At 68.8% G+C, this 18749-nt stretch carries 20 protein-coding genes and 1 tRNA gene; 10 read left to right on the top strand and 11 right to left on the bottom strand.

Annotated elements, in window-relative coordinates; genetic code table 11:
* Position 1: 1 nt before the first annotated feature.
* From BMZ30_RS01990 to BMZ30_RS01980, 3 genes are all read right to left on the bottom strand, one after another.
* Positions 2-703: a TadE family protein gene (locus tag BMZ30_RS01990; protein ID WP_143073109.1), complete on the bottom strand. Its 702-nt coding sequence runs from the start codon at positions 701-703 to the stop codon at positions 2-4.
* A 29-nt stretch (positions 704-732) separates the two neighbouring features.
* Positions 733-954 carry a Flp1 family type IVb pilin gene (locus BMZ30_RS01985; protein WP_093374574.1) on the bottom strand — a complete coding sequence of 74 codons (222 nt, stop codon included), beginning with the start codon at positions 952-954 and terminating at the stop codon, positions 733-735.
* A gap of 91 nt (positions 955-1045) precedes the next feature.
* Positions 1046-1939 carry a hypothetical protein gene (locus BMZ30_RS01980; protein WP_143073108.1) on the bottom strand — a complete coding sequence of 298 codons (894 nt, stop codon included), beginning with the start codon at positions 1937-1939 and terminating at the stop codon, positions 1046-1048.
* A gap of 187 nt (positions 1940-2126) precedes the next feature.
* Here BMZ30_RS01980 and BMZ30_RS13845 point away from each other — a divergent pair, with 187 nt between their 5' ends.
* Genes BMZ30_RS13845 through BMZ30_RS01945 form a run of 7 tightly spaced genes read left to right on the top strand, consistent with a single transcriptional unit; the run spans position 2127 to position 9603 of the window.
* A complete protein-coding gene (locus BMZ30_RS13845) occupies positions 2127-3218 on the top strand; it encodes a P-loop NTPase family protein (protein ID WP_093374570.1) in 1092 nt (363 codons plus the stop codon).
* Complete coding sequence (locus tag BMZ30_RS13840) at positions 3215-4453, top strand: TadA family conjugal transfer-associated ATPase (protein ID WP_093374568.1); 1239 nt, start codon at positions 3215-3217, stop codon at positions 4451-4453. Before BMZ30_RS13845 ends, BMZ30_RS13840 begins: the two co-directional genes overlap by 4 nt.
* A gap of 10 nt (positions 4454-4463) precedes the next feature.
* Positions 4464-5312 (top strand): type II secretion system F family protein, encoded by an 849-nt coding sequence (locus tag BMZ30_RS01965; RefSeq protein WP_093374566.1) that lies wholly within the window; start codon positions 4464-4466, stop codon positions 5310-5312.
* Between the two features lie 7 nt (positions 5313-5319).
* The gene (locus BMZ30_RS01960) at positions 5320-6189 is read left to right on the top strand and encodes a type II secretion system F family protein (protein ID WP_093374564.1); all 870 of its coding nucleotides are present in this window, start codon (positions 5320-5322) and stop codon (positions 6187-6189) included.
* A gap of 49 nt (positions 6190-6238) precedes the next feature.
* The gene (locus BMZ30_RS01955; RefSeq protein WP_093374562.1) at positions 6239-7330 is read left to right on the top strand and encodes a hypothetical protein; all 1092 of its coding nucleotides are present in this window, start codon (positions 6239-6241) and stop codon (positions 7328-7330) included.
* A 43-nt stretch (positions 7331-7373) separates the two neighbouring features.
* Entirely contained in the window at positions 7374-8453 is a 1080-nt protein-coding gene (locus BMZ30_RS01950; protein WP_093374560.1) for a TFIIB-type zinc ribbon-containing protein, read from the top strand.
* A gap of 55 nt (positions 8454-8508) precedes the next feature.
* Positions 8509-9603 carry a hypothetical protein gene (locus BMZ30_RS01945; RefSeq protein WP_093374558.1) on the top strand — a complete coding sequence of 365 codons (1095 nt, stop codon included), beginning with the start codon at positions 8509-8511 and terminating at the stop codon, positions 9601-9603.
* A 536-nt stretch (positions 9604-10139) separates the two neighbouring features.
* On the opposite strand, the gene rplL is transcribed toward BMZ30_RS01945, so the two are convergent.
* From rplL to BMZ30_RS01905, 8 genes are all read right to left on the bottom strand, one after another.
* On the bottom strand, positions 10140-10529 hold the full coding sequence (gene rplL / locus BMZ30_RS01940; RefSeq protein ID WP_093374556.1) for a 50S ribosomal protein L7/L12: 390 nt from the start codon (positions 10527-10529) through the stop codon (positions 10140-10142).
* 73 nt (positions 10530-10602) lie between these two features.
* Positions 10603-11133: a 50S ribosomal protein L10 gene (gene rplJ, locus BMZ30_RS01935; RefSeq protein WP_093374554.1), complete on the bottom strand. Its 531-nt coding sequence runs from the start codon at positions 11131-11133 to the stop codon at positions 10603-10605.
* 308 nt (positions 11134-11441) lie between these two features.
* Positions 11442-12209: a hypothetical protein gene (locus BMZ30_RS01930; protein ID WP_093374552.1), complete on the bottom strand. Its 768-nt coding sequence runs from the start codon at positions 12207-12209 to the stop codon at positions 11442-11444.
* 326 nt (positions 12210-12535) lie between these two features.
* Positions 12536-13252, bottom strand: coding sequence for a 50S ribosomal protein L1 (gene rplA, locus BMZ30_RS01925; RefSeq protein WP_093374550.1), 717 nt, complete (start codon positions 13250-13252; stop codon positions 12536-12538).
* 92 nt (positions 13253-13344) lie between these two features.
* Positions 13345-13776, bottom strand: coding sequence for a 50S ribosomal protein L11 (gene rplK, locus BMZ30_RS01920; protein ID WP_093374548.1), 432 nt, complete (start codon positions 13774-13776; stop codon positions 13345-13347).
* A 72-nt stretch (positions 13777-13848) separates the two neighbouring features.
* Complete coding sequence (nusG, locus tag BMZ30_RS01915) at positions 13849-14586, bottom strand: transcription termination/antitermination protein NusG (RefSeq protein WP_093374546.1); 738 nt, start codon at positions 14584-14586, stop codon at positions 13849-13851.
* A 62-nt stretch (positions 14587-14648) separates the two neighbouring features.
* Positions 14649-14921 carry a preprotein translocase subunit SecE gene (secE, locus tag BMZ30_RS01910; protein ID WP_093375651.1) on the bottom strand — a complete coding sequence of 91 codons (273 nt, stop codon included), beginning with the start codon at positions 14919-14921 and terminating at the stop codon, positions 14649-14651.
* Positions 14922-15030: 109 nt separating this feature from the next.
* Positions 15031-15103, bottom strand: a tRNA-Trp gene (locus BMZ30_RS01905).
* 208 nt (positions 15104-15311) lie between these two features.
* Here BMZ30_RS01905 and BMZ30_RS01900 point away from each other — a divergent pair.
* From BMZ30_RS01900 to BMZ30_RS01890, 3 genes are read left to right on the top strand one after another with little or no spacing between them, the layout of a single operon-like run.
* On the top strand, positions 15312-16355 hold the full coding sequence (locus BMZ30_RS01900; RefSeq protein ID WP_177191248.1) for an adenosine deaminase: 1044 nt from the start codon (positions 15312-15314) through the stop codon (positions 16353-16355).
* A complete protein-coding gene (locus BMZ30_RS01895) occupies positions 16352-17902 on the top strand; it encodes a sensor histidine kinase (protein ID WP_093374542.1) in 1551 nt (516 codons plus the stop codon). Before BMZ30_RS01900 ends, BMZ30_RS01895 begins: the two co-directional genes overlap by 4 nt.
* The gene (locus BMZ30_RS01890) at positions 17887-18558 is read left to right on the top strand and encodes a response regulator transcription factor (protein WP_093374540.1); all 672 of its coding nucleotides are present in this window, start codon (positions 17887-17889) and stop codon (positions 18556-18558) included. Before BMZ30_RS01895 ends, BMZ30_RS01890 begins: the two co-directional genes overlap by 16 nt.
* The last annotated feature ends 191 nt before the right edge of the window (positions 18559-18749 follow it).

Below are 18749 nucleotides of genomic sequence, written 5' to 3'. Positions count from 1 at the left end.
ATCATGCGTCCTGTCCGAAGATCGACTTGATGATTCCGATGAAGCCAGAGATCGCGTCCACGATGGTGCGCACCGAGTCCGCGAGCTCGGCCCCGCCGTTCGCCTCGTGCAGGTCGTCCATCATGTCCACCGTCCGCACGAACTCACCCATCGGCGTCACGGTCGTCGACGCGCTCGCGTCCAGGGCGAGGTCGATCTTGCCGTCGGGCAGCAGGTAGGAGCTGACCGGGACGGAGAGGCCGTAGCTCATCGAGACGGAGAACTCTCCCTGCACGATCCGCGAGCTGTAGTCGACCTGTGCGCCGCCTTCCCCTAGGCGTGGCGCGAGACCGAAGATGCTGGCGTCCTGCGCCGAGAGCATCGAGTCGACGTTCTGTTTGATCGTCGAGGTCACTGCCTCGGTGCCCGTGCCCGCCGGGCCGTTGAACAGGAACCGGTACGGGTCGTTGTCGATCCCCGAGGGGTCGAGGGTCGCCGATCCGTCCTCGGTGACGTCGATGTGCGGCAGGCTCGCCGACCCGATCTCGGCGCCACCCATCACGGCCGCGTCGAGGACCGCCGCCTCGACGCGGGCGCGCTGGTAGAACGTGTCGCCGAGAAACATGACGAACACGAGCAGCATGAACACCACGGGATAGATGAACACGGCCTCGACCACGACGAGGCCCTTGGCTCCGCGGGGTCCGGTAGCAGTCTGGTTCACGACCGTTCCCAGGCCGTTCCCGGTGCCTGCTACCCCATGTTCGTGTTGTTGTTGGCGTCCACGCCCCCGCTGATCGTATCGACGAGGTCCTTGATCCACCCCTCGATGGCGTCGCGGAAGAAGATGACTAGCGTCACGGCGATGACGATCAGCAGGACCGTAGCGACGATGTTGACCTCGCCTCGGTCGTCACGCATGTTCTCCCGGACGTCCGAGAGCCAGAGGTGCCAGGCGTGGGCGATGGTCTTCATGAGATCCCCTTGTGAGTTGGTCCGGGTCCAGACGGGCCCGGCAGATCCAGGCGCGCTCGTGCGAGCAACGCGAAACACTGTGCGGTCGGTCCTACTTCTCGATCAGCAGCGGCTGGAAGGCCGACACGCGGTACTCGACGATGTTCTCGGTCGCGCTGAGCGGTTGGAACGCGCGACCGGCATTGTCGTAGTTGCCAGCGATCGTGGCCGGCACCTCGTACGTCTGCGAGCTGCCGACCTCGGGCGCGGGTTCGGCAGTCACCATGAAGCGCGCCACAGCCGCACCCGAGGCATCGAGCCCGTCGATGTAGAGCACGTCCCGCGACTTGAGCCCGGCCGCCTCGGGAACGCCGTCCCGGATCGCGTTCTTCGTCACGGTCACGGGGAGCACGGCCTCGGCGCCCTCGCCCGTGATCTCACCAAACTCGAACTCGGCGTCGTAGTAGTCGTACACCGGCCCGGTGCTGACCTGGTGCACGGTCGGGGTGAGGGTCTCGGCGGGCGCAGCATCCTCGGTGTCGCCCTCGAACTCGAAGGTCGAGTCGAGGTCGAAGATCTGCAGCTCCGCGGTCTCGCCCGGACCGAGGACGACCGTTCCGCCGCCGTCGACGTAGCCGTCGTCACTGCCCGTCACGGACACGACGACGTTGATCTTGCACGTGAAGTCCAACGGGTTCGTCACCGTGAGCGGCAGGAATCTGCGCCACGTCTGTCCGTGGAACTCCGCGGCCTCGTCCTGCGCCGCGGTGGCCTCGCCGACGACCGCGAAGGTGGCGATCTCGCCGGCATCGGTGATCGTGTCCTGGTCCGGACACAGATCCGGAGCAGGGGACTCAGGGGACGCGGAGGAGCTCGCCGACGGCACGGAGGCCGATCCCGTCGGAGCCGGAGACTCACCGCTGTCGCTGCACGCTCCGAGCATGAGCACGAGCGCCGCGCCGGTCACGAGACTCCGGACCACTGGACTGGTCGTCCTGCTGACCATTCGACACACCCTTCTCGGTCGACCACCGCCACGGCTATGGCAGGCGGGTCGAACACTAACGGTCAGGACACAGCCCTGCAATCGCTTGGCACCATGCGGACCTCTCGCTCGCACGTGCGCGTTCGACCGCTACGCTACTGGCGCGGTCGAAGTGTCGCGGCTCACGTTATCCCCGGGGACAGGACTTATGCGTATCCAGCTCATCGTGCTCGATCCGGACCAGGACTACCTCGAACGGCTGGCTCCCCGGCTGATGAGCGCGTATCCCGGACGGATCGACGTCCACGGCTTCACCGACGCGCACCTGGCCCTCCGCGCCGCCCCGGACGTCCGTGCCCACGTGTTCCTCGCCGACGCCTCGTTCGGCATCACGGCCGACCAGCTTCCCGCCCGCTGCTCGATGGGCTGGCTCGTCGACTCGCCGGCCGTCGCTGCCGTGGACGGCGTGCTCGCGGTGCCCCGGTACAGCCGGCTCGACGAGCTCTTCCGACACATCGTGCAGCTGATGGACGCGACCAGCGGCTCCGTCGAGCTTCGCCGTCACCACGGCGGCGGATCGACACGGCTGGTGACGGTCTCGTCCCCGGCAGGCGGGGTCGGCACGTCCACCGTGGCCCTCACCCTGGCTCGCACGCTGGCCATGCAGGCAGAGCGCCGTCGCGTGCTCTACCTCGACCTCGACCGCTGTTCCGACACGAGCCAGATCACCGGGGTCGTGGCGAACGGCGGCCCGACGTTCAGCGACGTCGTCTATGCCGTCAAGCGGCGCCGAGGCAACCTGCAGCTCCAGCTCGACACGCTCTCCCGGCCGGACGCCTACGGCGTCCACCACTTCCCCACCGCGGTCGACCCCGCCGACCTGCTCGACATGGACGACGAGGACGTCGTGGTGCTCCTCGATGCCCTCCTGCCGTCGGACGTCTTCGACTGTGTCGTGCTCGACGTCGGCTTCGACCGGCTCGAGGAGATCTGGAACCACGTCGAGAGATCGGCGCGACTCGTGCTCGTGACCGACGGCCGGCCGACCCCCAACCTCAAGGTACGGCGTGCCTCGAGGATCCTCGAACGCCTCGACCAGACTCACGAGACGAGCGTGACGTCGAGGTCGACCGTCGTCTACAACCGCGCCAGCGCGTCCCGGTCACAGGTAGACCCAGAGAGCCCGCTGCCGTCCGTCGCGGTCGTGGCTCGCTACGAGGGCGCCACGGAGGCCGACGTGCTCGAGCACATCTACGCCGCCGGCGCGCTCGGTTCGCTGGTCTCTGCGGTGTCACCGTGAACAGCGACGAGCTCCGCACGATCGCTGACGAGCTGCGCGCCCACGTCCTGCTCGATCCCGCCCTGGTCCGGCTCGGCGACGACGAGCTCGAGGACCACGTGCGCCAGCTCCTGGAGAGCCGCACCGCCGACCGCTACCTCTCGATCAGCGAGAAGGTGCAGATCGTCCAGCAGGTGTACGGGTCCATCCGCGGGCTCGGCCTGCTCGACAGCCTGCTCTCTGACGAGACCGTCACTGAGGTCATGGTCAACGGCCCCGACAACGTCTTCGTCGAACGCTCCGGGCGCATCCAGAAGGTCCCCGGCGGGTTCGAGAGCGAGCGCCGTCTGGAGGACATCATCCAGCGCATCGTCGGCATGGCGGGCCGCGAGGTCAACCAGGCGAACCCGATCGTCGACACCCGGCTGGCCGACGGGTCTCGCGTCAACGTGGTGCTGCCTCCGGTTGCGCTCGACGGACCCACCGTGACCATCCGCAAGTTCTCCCGGGACCCGATGACCATCCGGAGGCTGGTCGGCTACGGCTCGCTCACCGAGGACGTCGCCGAGTTCCTGCGGCTCCTGGTCCAGGCGAAGTACAACATCTTCATCAGCGGCGGCACAGGTTCCGGCAAGACGACGTTCCTGAACGCCCTCAGCAACTTCATCGGCTCCGACGAGCGCATCATCACGATCGAGGACTCGGCCGAGCTCCAAATCGAGAACGTGACCAACCTCGTGCGCCTTGAGACGCGCAACGCAAACGTCGCGGGAACCGGCGAGGTCACGATCCGCGACCTCATCCGCTCGTCGCTCCGCATGCGGCCCGAGCGCATCGTGGTGGGCGAGGTCCGTGGTGCCGAGGCGCTCGACATGCTCCAGGCGATGAACACGGGCCACGACGGCTCGCTGTCGACCGGCCACGCCAACTCGACCTCGGACATGCTGAGCCGACTCGAGACGATGGTGCTGCAGGCCTCGGCGACCCTGCCGCTGGAGGCCATCCGTCAGCAGATCGCCTCCGCGCTCGACATCATCATCCACCTGTCGCGGCTGCGCGACCACTCGCGCCGCACCATGGCGATCTCCGAGGTCGTGGGCTATCAGGACGGCAAGATCGTGCTCAACCCGCTGTTCGAGTTCCGGGAGGACGCGGCCAGCACCCAGCGCCGGGTTTCGGGCCGCCTGGAACGCACCGACAACCCGTTCCTGGGCGCCGCGAAGCTGCAGCTCGCGGGCTACCAGGTCGAGATCTGAGGCGAGGACCATGACCGCGAAACAGCCGCGCCGACCGCAGCACCGGCCTTCCCTGATCAACGTCCCGGCCTACGACTACGGCGTCTACCACCTAAGCATCGCCGAACGGCTCGGATACGCCGCACTGGCGATGGCCGTGGGCGGATTCGTCGGGTACCTCTTCTTCGGTGGTCTCGGCATGACGCCCGAGGGCGAACCGACGACGGTGACCCGCGTGCTCGACGCGATCGTCGTCGGCGTGCCAGCCCTTGTCGCAGCACGGGCGTTCCTCCGGTTGCGCAGCGAGCAGATCCGGCAGGCACGGGCACAGGTGCTGCAGACCCAGTTCCGCGACATGCTCGACAGCCTCGTGGGCTCGCTGAGCGCCGGAGGCACCGTCATCCAGGGGTTCCAGCTGGCTCGCGACGACCTCGAGCGCCAGCACTCGCCCGACGCGCCGATCGTCCAGGAGCTCAACCTCCTGATCGCAGGGTTCCACAACAACATCCGCATCGAGGACATGCTGCACGACCTCGGCGAGCGCAGCGCGAGCGCCGACATCGAGTCCTTCGCCAACGTGTTCAAGATCGCCTACCTCCGCGGTGCCGACATGAAGCTCGCCGTGAAGAACTGCCACCAGATCCTCACCGAGAAGATGCAGATCAGTGCAGACATCGAGACCGGCCTCGTGGCCAGCAAGAACGAGTCCTTCATCATGGTCGTGATCCCGGTGATCCTCGTCGCGCTGCTCAAGACCGGCGGCGGCACCTTCGCCGAGGGCCTCCGTTCGCCGGTAGGGGTGCTGTGCACGCTCGTCGCGGTCTCCATGTTCCTCGGCGCGTACGCGCTCGCCCGCCGCATCATGACCATCAAGATTTGAGGCGACCATGCTGACCGCCCCACAGATCATCATCATGGGCACGGGGACCGTGCTGCTCGGCGCGTGGATCGTCCTGTTCGTCCGAGGCCGACGCCACGCCGCCCTGTTCGAGAATCTCGACGCCAAGGCCTATCCCTTCAAGGAGCTCTACCCGATCGGCTTCGAGCTGCTCGAGCGGGTCGGCTATGGCTACCGGACCCGCGCCGACGTCCAGCTGCGCCAGCTCATGGAGATCATCTTCGGTGCCCGGTACAGCGAGTTCTACCTCCGCACCGTCCGGGCGCAGCAAGTCGTCACCGCCCTCACGGGTGCCATTGCCGCCATCGGCATCTATGGGCTCACGAACGACGTCCAGATCCTCGCGCTCATGCTGGTCGCAGCCTTCCTTGCCGCCTACTACTTCTCCGAGCGGCTCAAGACGCAGGTGCGCGAGCGTAACGCCGAGATGGTTCGCGACTTTAGCGAGGTAGTCTCGACGCTCGCGCTCCTGACGAGTGCCGGGATGATCCTGCGCGAGGCCTGGCTGCAGACGAGCCGCGGCGGTGACTCGGCGATATACGAGGAGATGCGCCGGTCGGTCGAGCAGATGGAGAACGGTGAGTCCGACGTCGTCGCGATCCAGGACTTCGGCACGCGCAGCACGCTGCCCCAGGTCAAGAAGCTGGCCGCGCTGCTGATCCAGAGCATCCAGCGAGGTGGCGCGGACCTGCCTGCCATGCTGACCCAGCAGAGCTCCGAGGCGTGGCAGGCCAAGAAGCAGATCGTCCAGCGGCAGTCCAACAAGGCCGGCACGAAGCTGCTCGCGCCGATGATGCTCATGTTCGCAGGGATCCTGCTCATGGTTCTCGTCCCGATGTTCTCCGGCGTGGGCTTCTGACCCACACCTTCTCCAGCCCCCAGATCGTCCAACCGAGGAGCGCGAACAGATGACCACAGGCGAGAACTCCGAGCAGCCCGCGATCCTCGAGCTCAGCTGCCCGACGTGCGCATCGCAGCTTCGTTTCGCGCCAGGCACGACGCACCTCACGTGTGTGCGCTGTGGCACGACGAGCGCGATCGAGGTTCGGACCGGTCCTGCTCTGGTCGAGCAGCCGTACGACGAGTGGGAGCGCGACAACGCCGGCCGCCAGGTCTCGAGCCTCGGCGGGGTGGTCATGACGTGCGAGGGGTGCCACGCCACGACCGAGAGCGCCGCCCTCGCCAGCATCTGCCAGTTCTGCCGGGGTCACCTCGTCCCCGTCGCCCAACCCGACGGCGTCGTCCCCCCCTCGGGGGTGCTGCCCTTCCTCATCGACCGCCGCCGAGCAGCAGACGCGTTCGTCGCGTGGGTGACCGACCAGGAGGTCGGTCTCGACGAGCTCAAGAACGTCAATGCGGCTGAGTCCTTCACGAGCACGTACCTGCCCCTGTGGACCTTCTCCGCGACGGCCACCACGGCCTACGAGGGCCAGCGTGGTATCCGCAAGGCCGTCCGTCTCGATGACGGACGCGTCGAGCTGCGCGCCGACTGGCACGACGTGAGCGGCTCGGTCGACACCCCGATCACCAGCCACGTGGTCGAGGGCCGGGACCTGGGAATCGGCCAGAGCCGGATCGTGCGCAAGCTCGACCTCACGGCCACGGTGCCGTTCCAGCCGGAGTACCTCGCGGGGCACACCGCCACGCGGTACGACGTCGATCCCGCAGCCGCGTTCGACGAAGTACGTCGCAAGGTCGAGAAGAAGCGCATCCGCAACGACGTCCGCGACGACATCGGCGGCGACGAGACGCGGATCGGGTCGACCACCACCACCTACTCGCACGTCCGCTTCGCGCTGCTGCTCGCACCGCTGTGGGTGCTCACGTACGTCGCGGCAGGCAAGACCTGGATGGTCCTCGTCGACGGGCAAACCGGCCAGGTCGAGGGTGAGTACCCGGTCGATCGCGTGAAGTTCACCCTGCTGGTGTTCAAGTGGATCGCCGTCTTCGTGCTCGGTTTCTGTGCATTCATCTGGCTACTGGACAAGCTCAACCTCTGAGGTTGCTCCACCGATCTGCCCGCCATCCGAAGGAGGTTGGACCATGACCCTCCCCGACGCAGCCTCCCCCGACCCGTCAGCCGACCACCTGATGACGCGCTGCCCGACGTGCAGCGCCCAGCTCGCCTACGTGCCGGGCACGACATCGCTGCAGTGCGGCAGTTGCGGGACCAACCTGGTGTTCGAGGAGGCCGACATCGCCGCGGGTCGGGCGTACAACGCGTGGGCGGCTGAGCACGCTGCCGGCGCAGCGACCAGGCCCGCCACCGTCACCATGCAGTGCGAGGGCTGCGGCGCTCTCACCGACAGTGACTCCGTGGCAACGACGTGTCAGTTCTGCGCGTCGCACCTCGTCGCGCTCTCCGCCGCACCCGGCATGGTGATGCCCGACGCCGTGCTCCCGTTCGCGGTCACCGCCGCCGCCGCGAAGGAGAAGTTCCGGCGCTGGGTCGGCCACCAGTTCTTCGGGGTCAAGGCGCTCAAGAAGGTGAACGCCGAGGAGTCCCTCGTGGGGACGTACCTGCCCTACTGGAGCGTCAGCACCGACACCGAGACCCAGTGGGCGGGCAAGCGCGGTGTCGACCACGAGGAGCGCCGGCCGAACGGCGGGACAGAGACGACCACCAACTGGTCCGACCAGTCCGGCACTCTCACCCGCAGGTTCGACGACACGTTCGTGCCGGGCAAGGAGCAGGACCTCGACCTCACCGTCGCGTTCTCCACGCTCAAGACGGACGATCTCGTGGCCTACCAGCCCGAGTACCTGGCGGGGTTCTCCACCGCCCGCTACGACATCGATCCCACCGATGCCGTCGAGAGCGCCCAGGGCAGGGTAGCCGGGCAGATCCGGGGAGACGTCACGCGGGCGATCGGCGGAGACCGGCAGAAGATCGAGCACCTGCAGACCGCGTACTCCGCGATCACGTTCCGGCTCGTCCTGGTGCCCGTGTGGATGATGACCTTCATGTTCGCCGGCAAGCGGTGGCCCATCGTCATCAGCGGCCAAACCGGCGCCGTGTACGGAAAGTTCCCCGTCAACCGCGTCAAGATGGTGCTCACGGTCGCAGCGATGTTCGCCGTCGTCATCATCGCCACGCTCCTCTTCATGAAGATGCGCGCCTAGCCACAGTCCCGCCCGCCCGCCCGCCCGTACGATCGACGATCAGAGGACCACTGTGATGCCTGCGGCCAACTCACCCGAGCCCCCGAGCACGCTCGAGCTCGCGTGCCCGACGTGCGCGTCGCAGGTCCGCTTCGCACCAGGCACCACCCACCTCACCTGTGTCCGCTGCGGCACCACCACCGCGATCGAGGTGCGGACCGGTCCCGCTCTGGTCGAGCAGCCGTTCGACGAGTGGGAGCGCGACAACGACGGCCGGCAGGTCTCGAGCCTCGGCGGGGTGGTCATGACGTGCGAGGGCTGCCACGCCACCACGGAGAGCGCAGCACTCGCCAGCATCTGCCAGTTCTGCCGGGGGCACCTCGTGCCCGTCACCCAGCCCGACGGCGTCGTGCCCCCGTCAGGCGTGCTGCCCTTCCTGATCGACCGTCGCCAAGCAGCGGACGCGTTCGTCGCGTGGGTCAACGACCGCGACGTCGGGGTCGACGAGCTCAAGAACGTCAACGCCGCAGAGTCCTTCACCAGCACCTACCTGCCCCTGTGGACGTTCTCTGCCACGGCCACCACGGCCTACGAGGGCCAGCGCGGCATCCGCAAGGCCGTCCGGCTCGACGACGGGCGCGTCGAGCTGCGCGCCGACTGGCACGACGTGAGCGGCTCCGTCGACACTCCCGTCGCCAGCCACGTGGTCGAGGGCCGGGACCTCGGGATCGGTCAGAGCCGGATCGTGCGCAAGCTCGACCTCACGGCCACGGTGCCGTTCCAGCCGGAGTACCTCGCAGGTCACACCGCCACGCGGTACGACGTCGATCCCGCGGCCGCCTTCGACGAGGTGCGACGCAAGGTCGAGAAGAAGCGCGTCCGCAACGACGTCCGCGACGACATCGGCGGCGACGAGACCAGGATCGAGTCGACCACGACGACTTACTCCGACGTCCGTTTCGCGCTGCTGCTCGCACCACTGTGGGTGCTCACCTACATCGCGGGCGGCAAGACATGGATGGTGCTCGTCGACGGTCGGACAGGTCAGGTCGAGGGTGAGTACCCGATCGACCGCGTGAAGTTCACGCTGCTGGTGTTCAAGTGGATCGCGATCTTCGTGCTGGGGTTCGTCGCGCTGATCTCCCTCCCGACGATCCTCGACAGCATCTAGCGACGCTGCGTCAGAAGGAGTAGTCCCTCGAGATCTCGGTGAAGGTCGGCTGGAGCATCCCGACCTCCCACGCGACCACGTCGTCGAGGACGCTCACGGGTGCTTGGTTGCGGTTCTCCGCGCTCGCCGAGCTCCCATCGCCCAGGGGCGCTGCGAACGTCTGCGTCTCGCCGTCCGGGATCGGCTCATAGCCACGTGCTCCACCTTGGGAGCACCTGGCGGCACTTCATCCCGATCTCTCCGAACGTGACCTCGAGCTGGTCGACCACCTCGCCCTCCGCACCAACGGTCGTCGACCGTGGGCTCCGTCGCGGGCTCGGAGCACGCTCCGAGCGCCCCCAGGAGAACTGCACCCGCCAGGACAGTGCGCCACTGCTTGCCATGGGTCTCCGTGTCCGACCGTCGTCCGGTCGCTTTCCAGCGGCGAGGCTACCCCGGGTCGCGCCAGTCGGCCGCACCCTCCCCGGACGCGACGAAGCCCGCACCCACCAGGGGTACGGGCTTCGTCAGCGATCAAGCGCCCCGAGGGGCAGCGATCACTTGAGGGTGATGGTCGCGCCAGCGCCCTCGAGCGCCGCCTTGGCCTTCTCCGCGGTCTCCTTGTTGACGCCCTCGAGGACGTTCTTGGGAGCGCCGTCAACGAGGTCCTTGGCCTCCTTCAGGCCGAGGCTCGTGAGGGCACGCACCTCCTTGATGACCTGGATCTTCTTGTCGCCAGCGGCCTCGAGGACGACGTCGAACTCGTCCTTCTCCTCCTCGGCCTCAGCGGCGGCAGCGCCACCGGCGGGGCCGGCGACGGCAACGGCGGCCGGAGCCGCAGCGGTGACCTCGAAGGTCTCCTCAAATGCCTTCACGAACTCGGAGAGCTCGATGAGGGTCAGTTCCTTGAAAGCCTCGATGAGCTCTTCGGTGCTGAGCTTCGCCATGAGCGGCGTTCCTTCCTAGTTGTCCTGCGTGAAGCAGAGTGTGGGGTGGTGGCGTGGTGCTGAGCGGTGAGGCTCAGGCCGCGCTTTCCTGCGAAGCCTGCTTCTCGCGCAGGGCGTCGATCGTGCGCACGGCCTTCGATGCGGGGGCCGTGAAGAGGTACGCCGCACCGAAGAGCGACGCCTTGAACGCGCCGGCAGCCTTCGCCAGCAGCACCTCGCGCGACTCCAGGTCCGCGAGCTTGTTGATCTCCTCAGCGGTCAGCGGGCGTCCGTCGAGGACACCAGCCTTGATGACCAGCTGGGGGTTCGCCTTGGCGAAGTCACGCAGACCCTTGGCAGCCTCGACCGGGTCCCCGGTCACGAAGGCGATTGCCGACGGTCCAGCGAGGTCGGCGTCGTCGAGCTGGACGCCGGCCTCCTTGGCCGCGATTGCGGTCAGCGTGTTCTTCACCACGGCGTAGGTTGCGTTGCCGCTGAGCGACCGCCGCAGCTGCTTGAGCTGGGCGACGGTGAGCCCGCGGTACTCGGTCAGCACGGCAGCGTTCGACTCGCGGAACAGGTCCGTGAGCTCTGCGACTGCGGCTGCCTTGTCCGGCCTCGCCATGGCAATCCTTCCGATGGTGGTCCCGCCGTCGTCCACCCCGGGGGGCGGGCCGTCCCTCCGCAAAGAAAAAGAGCCTCGCGCAGGCGCGAGGCTCGTGGTCGACCCGGAGGCCGTCATGATCTCTCACCTGCGCTGGACCCCGCCTGAACGGAGCTTCGGTCGGTTGCCACCCGTCAGGGCAGCGCGCGACGACCAGCGGTCTTTGGTAACTCCGCAACTGTAGGGCACGCAGGCACGGACGGCCAAATCGCCCTCCGACGCGCACGAGCCCCGGTCCGTCAGACCGGGGCTCGTGCGTGCGGGCTGGCTCAGCTCAACGGCTCGCCGGGCTCCGTCGTGGCGACCGTGAGCTCGGTGTCGATGCTGCTGATGCGCCACTGGCCGTCGACGTCGTCGACCTCGAAGGTGCCGCGGGTCGTGCGGTGCTCGTCGAGCGGCGTTCCGGACGCGTCGAGGACCGGACGGACGGTGTCGGCCTGGTAGACGAGGACTGGACGCTCGCCGTCCTCGGTGACGTCCAGCTCGGCGAGCGTGAGGTCCACCGAAGCGAACCGGGTGCCCGACACCGTCTCGCGGTCAGGGTCCGCCGTCATCCCGTGCGCCCCGAGGGCGCTCGGGAACAGCACGTCGTCCCACGTCGGCTCTGCTGCGGCGAGCTCGGCGGCCAGCTCGGCCGTGAGCAGGTCGCTGAGCCCCGTGGCGTGCTCCTGGATCGCGTCGGTGTCCTTGACGTCGATCACCTCGGAGTCCACGACCTGCTCGACGAAGTACTGTCCCGCGAGCTGGTTGAACGCGAACATGTCCTCGCCCGAGAACGTGTCCTTGAACTCCTCCGAGGGGCGCACGTAGTAGGCGAGCGAGTCGAGCTTGCCCGCCCACAGGGCGCGCGCGGAGCCGGACTCCGGCGCGTCGCCGAGGATCAGGAAGTCCTCGAACGCGGTCTCGTGCGTGGGCTCTGTCGTGGTCGGCGCGGCCGTCGGCGCAGCTGGTGCGGGAATCTCCTCGCTGGCGCAGCCTGACACGGCCGTGGCGATGAGCACGAGCGCTCCGAGCGCAGTCGCGTGAGTCTTGTTCACAGTGCTTCTCTCTCTACGGCTCCCGCGCCGAGGACCGGGCGCACCGGGCACGTCGAGAGGACGGCGCTGAGCCGTCGTGTGGAGCCGGTGGGCGGGAGCGATGGCGGTGCCTGCTCACCGGGGCGCATCCGGACCTGGGGCCGGTGCGCGATCACGGGGCTCGGGGCACCAGGTCGCGGTTCCACTCTACCGGCGCCTACGGGTGCCAGGCCGGGACCTCGGCCGCACCTGATGTGGCGTTGCCCACCCGGACGCCGAAGACGGCCGCCCCCGTGGGGGACGACCGTCTCCATGACGCATCTTCGGGGCGTAAAGACCCGGCTGGCTCAGGCCTCGTCGGACTCGAGCAGCTTGGTGGTCTTGCTCTGGTCGAGCGGGATGCCCGGGCCGTTCGTCGTCGACATGGTCGCCTTGGTGATGTAGCGCCCCTTGGAGGAGGACGGCTTCAGACGCAGGACCTCGTCAATCGCTGCGGCGTAGTTCTCCACCAGCTGGGTCTCCGAGAAGGACACCTTGCCGATGATGAAGTGCAGGTTCGCGTGCTTGTCGACGCGGAACTCGATCTTTCCGCCCTTGATGTCCTCGACGGCCTTCGCGACGTCCATGGTCACGGTGCCCGTCTTCGGGTTCGGCATCAGCCCACGCGGACCGAGGACCTTGCCGAGTCGACCGACCTTGCCCATGAGGTCCGGCGTCGCGACCGCGGCGTCGAAGTCCGTGTAGCCAGCGGCGACCTTCTCGATGAGGTCGTCACCGCCGACCTCGTCCGCGCCGGCGGCACGGGCCGCGTCGGCCTTCTCACCGTTCGCGAACACGATGACGCGGGCGGTCTTGCCGGTGCCGTGCGGGAGGTTGACCGTGCCACGGACCATCTGGTCCGCCTTGCGCGGGTCGACGCCGAGCCGGAACGCGACCTCGACGGTCGAGTCGAACTTGGCGACAGCGGTCTCCTTGGCGAGGCGCACGGCCTCGAGGGGGTGGTACAGGTTCTCGCGGTCGATCTTCTCTGCGGCGTTACGGTACGCCTTGCTGCGCGTTGCCATCTGCTTCTCCTTCGATCGAGCAGTCGTGGTCGGTGGGTCCGCGCGGACCCTGCCACTCGTGGTACGGATTGGCCCGGACGGGCCGGAGGGCGTCAGCCCTCGACGGTGATGCCCATGGAGCGGGCGGTGCCGGCGACGATCTTGGCGGCAGCCTCGATGTCGTTGGCGTTGAGGTCGTCCATCTTGGTCTGGGCGATCTCACGGACCTGGTCGGCGGTGATCTTGGCGACCTTGACCGTGTGCGGCGTCGCGGAGCCCTTGTCGACCCCAGCGGCCTTCTTGATCAGCTCGGCGGCCGGCGGCGTCTTGAGGATGAACGTGAACGAGCGGTCCTCGTAGACGGTGATCTCGACGGGGATCACGTTGCCGCGCTGCGACTCGGTGGCCGCGTTGTACGCCTTGCAGAACTCCATGATGTTCACGCCGTGCTGACCGAGCGCGGGGCCGATCGGCGGCGCGGGGTTGGCCGCGCCAGCGTTGATCTGGAGCTTGATGAGGCCAGAGACCTTCTTCTTCGGGGGCATGCGGGTACTTCCTTCTTGTTGAGTGGGCCGACGCCGTGGGCGATGACCCGGTTGCAGCGCTCGTGCGCAGGGTCAGATCTTGGCGACCTGGTTGAACGCGAGCTCGACCGGGGTCTCCCGGCCGAAGATGGAGACCAGGACCTTGAGCTTCTGCGACTCGACGTTGATCTCGGAGATGGTGGCAGGCAGGGTCTCGAACGGGCCGTCCGTGACCGTGACCGACTCGCCGACCTCGAAGTCCACGAGGAGCTCGCGGCTGGGCGAGGCCGACTTGGCGGCCTCGGGCTTGGGAGCCATCGACGGGGCGAGCATGGAGTAGACCTCGTCGAACGTCAGCGGGACGGGCTGGTGGGTGTGGCCCACGAAGCCCGTGACGCCCGGAGTGTGCCGCACGGCGCCCCAGGACTCGTCCGTGAGGTCCATGCGCACCAGGACGTAACCGGGGATGCGCACGCGTCGGACGATCTTCTTCTGCGTGTTCTTGATCTCGGTCACCTCCTCCATGGGCACCTCGACCTGGAAGATGTAGTCCTCCATGTTGAGGCTCTGGGTGCGGTTCTCGAGGTTCGCCTTCACGCGGTTCTCGTAGCCCGCGTAAGAGTGGATGACGTACCAGTCACCGGGCTGCGAGCGCAGCTCCTTGCGGAAGGCCTCGACCGGGTCGACGTCGTCGTACCCGTCCGGGGTCTCGGCCGACAGGTCGGCGTCGGCGCCCTCGACGGGCACCGCGGTCTCAGCGTCGGCGCTCTCGGCGGCCTGGACGTCGGCCTCGGCGATCTCTTCCGTCGGCTCCAGCGATTCCTGGGACACGTGCGGACCTGCTTTCTGCTGCGGTGGCGGGGGCTGCGGTGCGGGGCGGGCGGCGACTCAGGTCAGCCGAACATCCACAGGACGACCTTGCCGATCCCGAAGTCGACGATGGTGATGAACACCATGACCACGGCCACGAACGCGATGACGACGAGCGTGTACGTCATGAGCTCCGAGCGCGTCGGGGTAACGACCTTCTTGAGCTCGGCGATCACCTGACGGACGAAGAGCACGACCCGAGCGAAGAAGGAACGCTTCTTGCCGTCAGGCCCGACCTTGCCCGCCTCAGGGCGCACGGCACCAGCGTTCGTCGCCTCTGAGGCGGATTCGCTCACGTCCACGTCCCTATGTCTGCTCGGCGGTGTGTCTTTGCCACCACTCGCCTGGACCAACCGGATTGTCCTGCGACACCACCCCGGCCTGGACCGACCGGGACGTGCTGCGCAGGGTAGACAGGACTCGAACCTGCAACCTGCGGTTTTGGAGACCGCTGCGCTACCAATTGCGCCACTACCCTTCGGCAACTGCGACCGCCACCACCCGTCCTCGCGAGTCCTCGCAAGGGCAGGCTCGACCACCGGGTGATCCGGGCGGACATCAAGCACCGACAGGACACTGTACCCAATCGCCCAGGGAAGTCCTAACGGCCGTACCCGCCTGGCCCGCACCGACGGGCCCGCGCGCGGCGGGATGTCCTGGGCGGCCCGCTGAGGCAGACTGGCCCGATGCGGGATCTGAGCACGCTGCCCAAGGCGCACCTCCACCTGCACTTCACGGGCTCCCTGCGCCCCCAGACGCTTGAGGAGCTCGCCCGGTCCGTCGGGGCGCGGCTGCCCGGCGCGCTCCAGGACCACGACCCGCTGCGCCTCCCGGCCACCGCACGCGGTTGGTTCCGGTTCCAGCGGCTGTACGACGCCGCACGCGCGTGCGTGCGCTCCGAGGCGGACATGCGACGCATCGTCGCCGAGGCCGCGCTCGACGACGCGGCCGAGGGGTCGCGCCGCCTGGAGATCCAGGTCGACCCCACGTCCTACGCGCCCTTCGTCGGCGGCATCACGCCCGCCCTGGAGATCGTCCTCGACGAGGCACGCGCGGCGTCGGCGCGCACCGGTGTCGAGGTCGCCGTCGTCGTCGCCTCCTCGCGCATGCGCCACCCGTTCGAGGCGCGCACGCTGGCGCGGCTCGCGGCGCGCTACGCCGGCGAGGGCCCCGGAGAGGTCGTCGGGTTCGGGCTCAGCAACGACGAGCGGCGCGGGGACACGGTTGAGTTTGCTCCCGCCTTCGCGATCGCCCGCCGCGCCGGCCTCGCCGCCGTGCCGCACGGCGGCGAGCTCCTCGGTCCCACGCACGTGCACGACGTCGTCGCGCACCTGCACCCCGACCGGCTCGGCCACGGGGTGCGCGCCAGCGAGGACCCTCGCCTGCTCGGGCAGCTCGTGGACCGCGGGACCGCGTTCGAGGTGTGCCCCGGGTCCAACGTCAGCCTGGGCGTCTACAGCGACGAGCACGAGGTCCCCCTCCGGACCCTGGTCGACGCGGGCGCGACGGTCGCGCTCAGCGCGGACGACCCCCTGCTGTTCGGCAGCCGGCTCGTGGACCAGTACCGCACCGCCCGCGAGGTGCTCGGCTTCTCCGACACCGAGCTCGCCGAGCTGGCGCGCGGCTCCGTCCGCGCCAGTCGCGCCAGCGAGTCCACCCGCGCGCGCGTGCTCGCCGAGGTCGACGCGTGGCTCGCCGCCCCGGAGAACGCCACCCCGGAGAAGACGTGACGACCCCCGCCGCCCGGGACCGCAGCCGGCCGGTCGGGTCCGGCAGCCGGCTCGGCGTGCGCGCACGGGTGCTGCTCGTCGTCGTCTCGCTGTCGGCGCTCGGGCTGCTGCTCGCCGGGCTGCTCGCGTTCGTCGCCCAGAGTCGTGCCGTCGACGCGCAGATCGACCAGGCGCTCAACCAGACGGTCAGCGAGTTTCAGCAGCTGGCCGCGGAGGGCACCGACCCCGAGACGGGCACCAGCTTCACGGACGCCCGCACCCTCATCTACGCGACGATGCAGCTCTCCATCCCGACGACCAACGAGGGCATGATCGGGATCATCGGTGACCGCATCGCGCTCACCGCCCCGCCCGCCGTCCAGCTGCGCCTCGAGGACGACCCCGAGCTCGTCGCCGCGCTCGCCGGGGCCAGCCAGGGCGAGCGGATCGTGCTGCGCACGCTCACCACGGCCCAGCGCACCTACCGGTTCGCGGTGATCCCGGTGCACGTCGAGCGCGGCGGAGCCGACGGCGCTCTCGTGACTGGGTTCGACCAGGACGCCGAGCATGCCCGCTTCAACCAGGTCTTCCGCGTCTACGCCTACGTCGCCCTGGGCGCGATCGCCGTTGTCGCGCTCGCCGGCGCCTGGATCTCGAGCCGCGCGCTGCGCCCGATCACCGCGCTACGGGAGACCGCGCAGGTCATCACCGAGAGCGACCTGTCGCGACGCATCGCCGTGACGGGCAACGACGACCTGTCCGAGCTCGCCCGGACCGTTAACGCCATGCTCGACCGCCTCGAGGACGCGTTCGTCTCCCAGCGTCAGCTTCTCGACGACGTCGGCCACGAGCTGCGCACGCCCGTGACGATCGTGCGCGGCCACCTGGAGCTCATGGACCCGGACGACCCGGACGACGCGCGCACCACGCGAGACATCGCGATGGGCGAGCTGCTCCGGATGCAGCGGCTCGTCGACGACCTCATGACGCTCGCGACGGTCGCCCATCCCGACTTCGTGCGCCCCACCCCCACCGACGTCGGGCGGCTCACGGACGACGTCCTCGACGTGCTTCGGCCGCTCGCGCCACGACGCTGGGTGGTGGACGCGCGCGCCACGAGCACGCTGCTCGTCGATGCCCAGCGGATCACCCAGGCACTCGTCCAGCTTGCGGCGAACGCGGTCCGGTACTCGGCCGAGGGCTCGACCATCGCCGTCGGCAGCGCTGTCCAGGACGGTCGGCTCCGGTTCTGGGTGCGCGACGAGGGTGTCGGCATCGCGTCCGACGAGGTGCCGCGCGTGTTCGAGCGGTTCGTGCGAGGCGACCGTGGCCGCGGCACCCACGACGGCGCGGGCCTCGGCCTCGCGATCGTGACGGCGATCGCCCAGGCGCACGGAGGTCGAGCCTGGGTGGAGTCGGTGCAGGGCGTGGGCTCGACGTTCACGATCGACCTGCCCGCCGCGACGCGCCCCGCGCCGCTCCCCCAGGCGGGGCCCGCGGACGGCGAGCATAGTGGGACCGAGCACGACGCCGGCGAGGAGAGGAACGAGCAGTGGCCCAGATCCTGATCGTGGAGGACGAGGCACGGATCGCGTCCTTCATCACCAAAGGGCTCGCGGCCGCGGGCTTCGCGAGCCTCGCCGTGGGCACGGCGCGCGAAGGGCTCGAGCACGCGACGAGCGGCGAGTTCGACCTCATGGTCCTCGACCTCGGCCTGCCGGACGCCGACGGCTTCTCCGTCCTGACCGACCTGCGCGCGTCCGGTTCCGTGATGCCCGTCATCATCCTGACGGCACGCAGCTCTGCGCAGGACACGGTGGCCGGGCTCGAGGGCGGCGCGGACGACTACATGGCCAAGCCGTTCGGCTTCGACGAGCTGCTCGCCCGGATCCGGCTGCGGCTGCGGTCCGAGCCCGCGGGCCCGTCCACGGTCCTCGCGCACGGGCGGCTCACCCTGGACCTGCGCACACGGCGTGCCGGTAACGGAACCAAGGAGGTCGACCTCTCGGCCCGCGAGTTCGCGCTCGCCGAGACGTTCCTCCGCAACCCCGACCAGGTGCTGAGCCGCGAGCAGCTGCTGTCGCGGGTGTGGGGCTACGACTTCGACCCGGGCTCGAACGTCGTCGACGTCTACGTGCGCTACCTGCGCCAGAAGCTCGGCGCTGAGCACTTCGTCACGGTCCGCGGCATGGGCTACCGGCTCGCGGCACCCGACGAGGTCTGAGCTTCGGGCCGCTCGCGCCGGGCACGAGAAGGGCCGGGACAGTCCAAGGGCCCGCTGCTCGGGGGAAGCTGCGGGCCCTTGATGCCCGCACGGCCAGGGGAACCGGGGGCAGTCTCTGTACCGACCGTGGCCGGCGACTGTCTCTATTCTTATCGGCTGACGGGACCTGTGCGAGCCAACCTGGATGAGAG

Source organism: Flavimobilis marinus, from assembly GCF_900113055.1.
GTDB classification, from domain to species: Bacteria; Actinomycetota; Actinomycetes; order Actinomycetales; family Cellulomonadaceae; genus Flavimobilis; species Flavimobilis marinus.
Note: the sequence above shows the minus strand (reverse complement) of the source record. Positions and strands in the feature narration are given on the sequence as shown.

What these genes read in the sequence shown, in the direction of transcription:
- BMZ30_RS01900 (WP_177191248.1), top strand. Translation starts at nt 15,312, where the DNA reads ATGCGGGATCTGAGCACGCTGCCCAAGGCGCACCTCCACCTGCACTTC.
- rplA (WP_093374550.1), bottom strand. Translation starts at nt 13,252, where the DNA reads ATGGCAACGCGCAGCAAGGCGTACCGTAACGCCGCAGAGAAGATCGAC.
- rplJ (WP_093374554.1), bottom strand. Translation starts at nt 11,133, where the DNA reads ATGGCGAGGCCGGACAAGGCAGCCGCAGTCGCAGAGCTCACGGACCTG.
- BMZ30_RS01985 (WP_093374574.1), bottom strand. Translation starts at nt 954, where the DNA reads ATGAAGACCATCGCCCACGCCTGGCACCTCTGGCTCTCGGACGTCCGG.
- rplK (WP_093374548.1), bottom strand. Translation starts at nt 13,776, where the DNA reads ATGCCCCCGAAGAAGAAGGTCTCTGGCCTCATCAAGCTCCAGATCAAC.
- BMZ30_RS01945 (WP_093374558.1), top strand. Translation starts at nt 8,509, where the DNA reads ATGCCTGCGGCCAACTCACCCGAGCCCCCGAGCACGCTCGAGCTCGCG.
- BMZ30_RS01950 (WP_093374560.1), top strand. Translation starts at nt 7,374, where the DNA reads ATGACCCTCCCCGACGCAGCCTCCCCCGACCCGTCAGCCGACCACCTG.
- rplL (WP_093374556.1), bottom strand. Translation starts at nt 10,529, where the DNA reads ATGGCGAAGCTCAGCACCGAAGAGCTCATCGAGGCTTTCAAGGAACTG.
- BMZ30_RS01955 (WP_093374562.1), top strand. Translation starts at nt 6,239, where the DNA reads ATGACCACAGGCGAGAACTCCGAGCAGCCCGCGATCCTCGAGCTCAGC.
- BMZ30_RS01980 (WP_143073108.1), bottom strand. Translation starts at nt 1,939, where the DNA reads ATGGTCAGCAGGACGACCAGTCCAGTGGTCCGGAGTCTCGTGACCGGC.
- BMZ30_RS13845 (WP_093374570.1), top strand. Translation starts at nt 2,127, where the DNA reads ATGCGTATCCAGCTCATCGTGCTCGATCCGGACCAGGACTACCTCGAA.
- BMZ30_RS01965 (WP_093374566.1), top strand. Translation starts at nt 4,464, where the DNA reads ATGACCGCGAAACAGCCGCGCCGACCGCAGCACCGGCCTTCCCTGATC.
- BMZ30_RS01960 (WP_093374564.1), top strand. Translation starts at nt 5,320, where the DNA reads ATGCTGACCGCCCCACAGATCATCATCATGGGCACGGGGACCGTGCTG.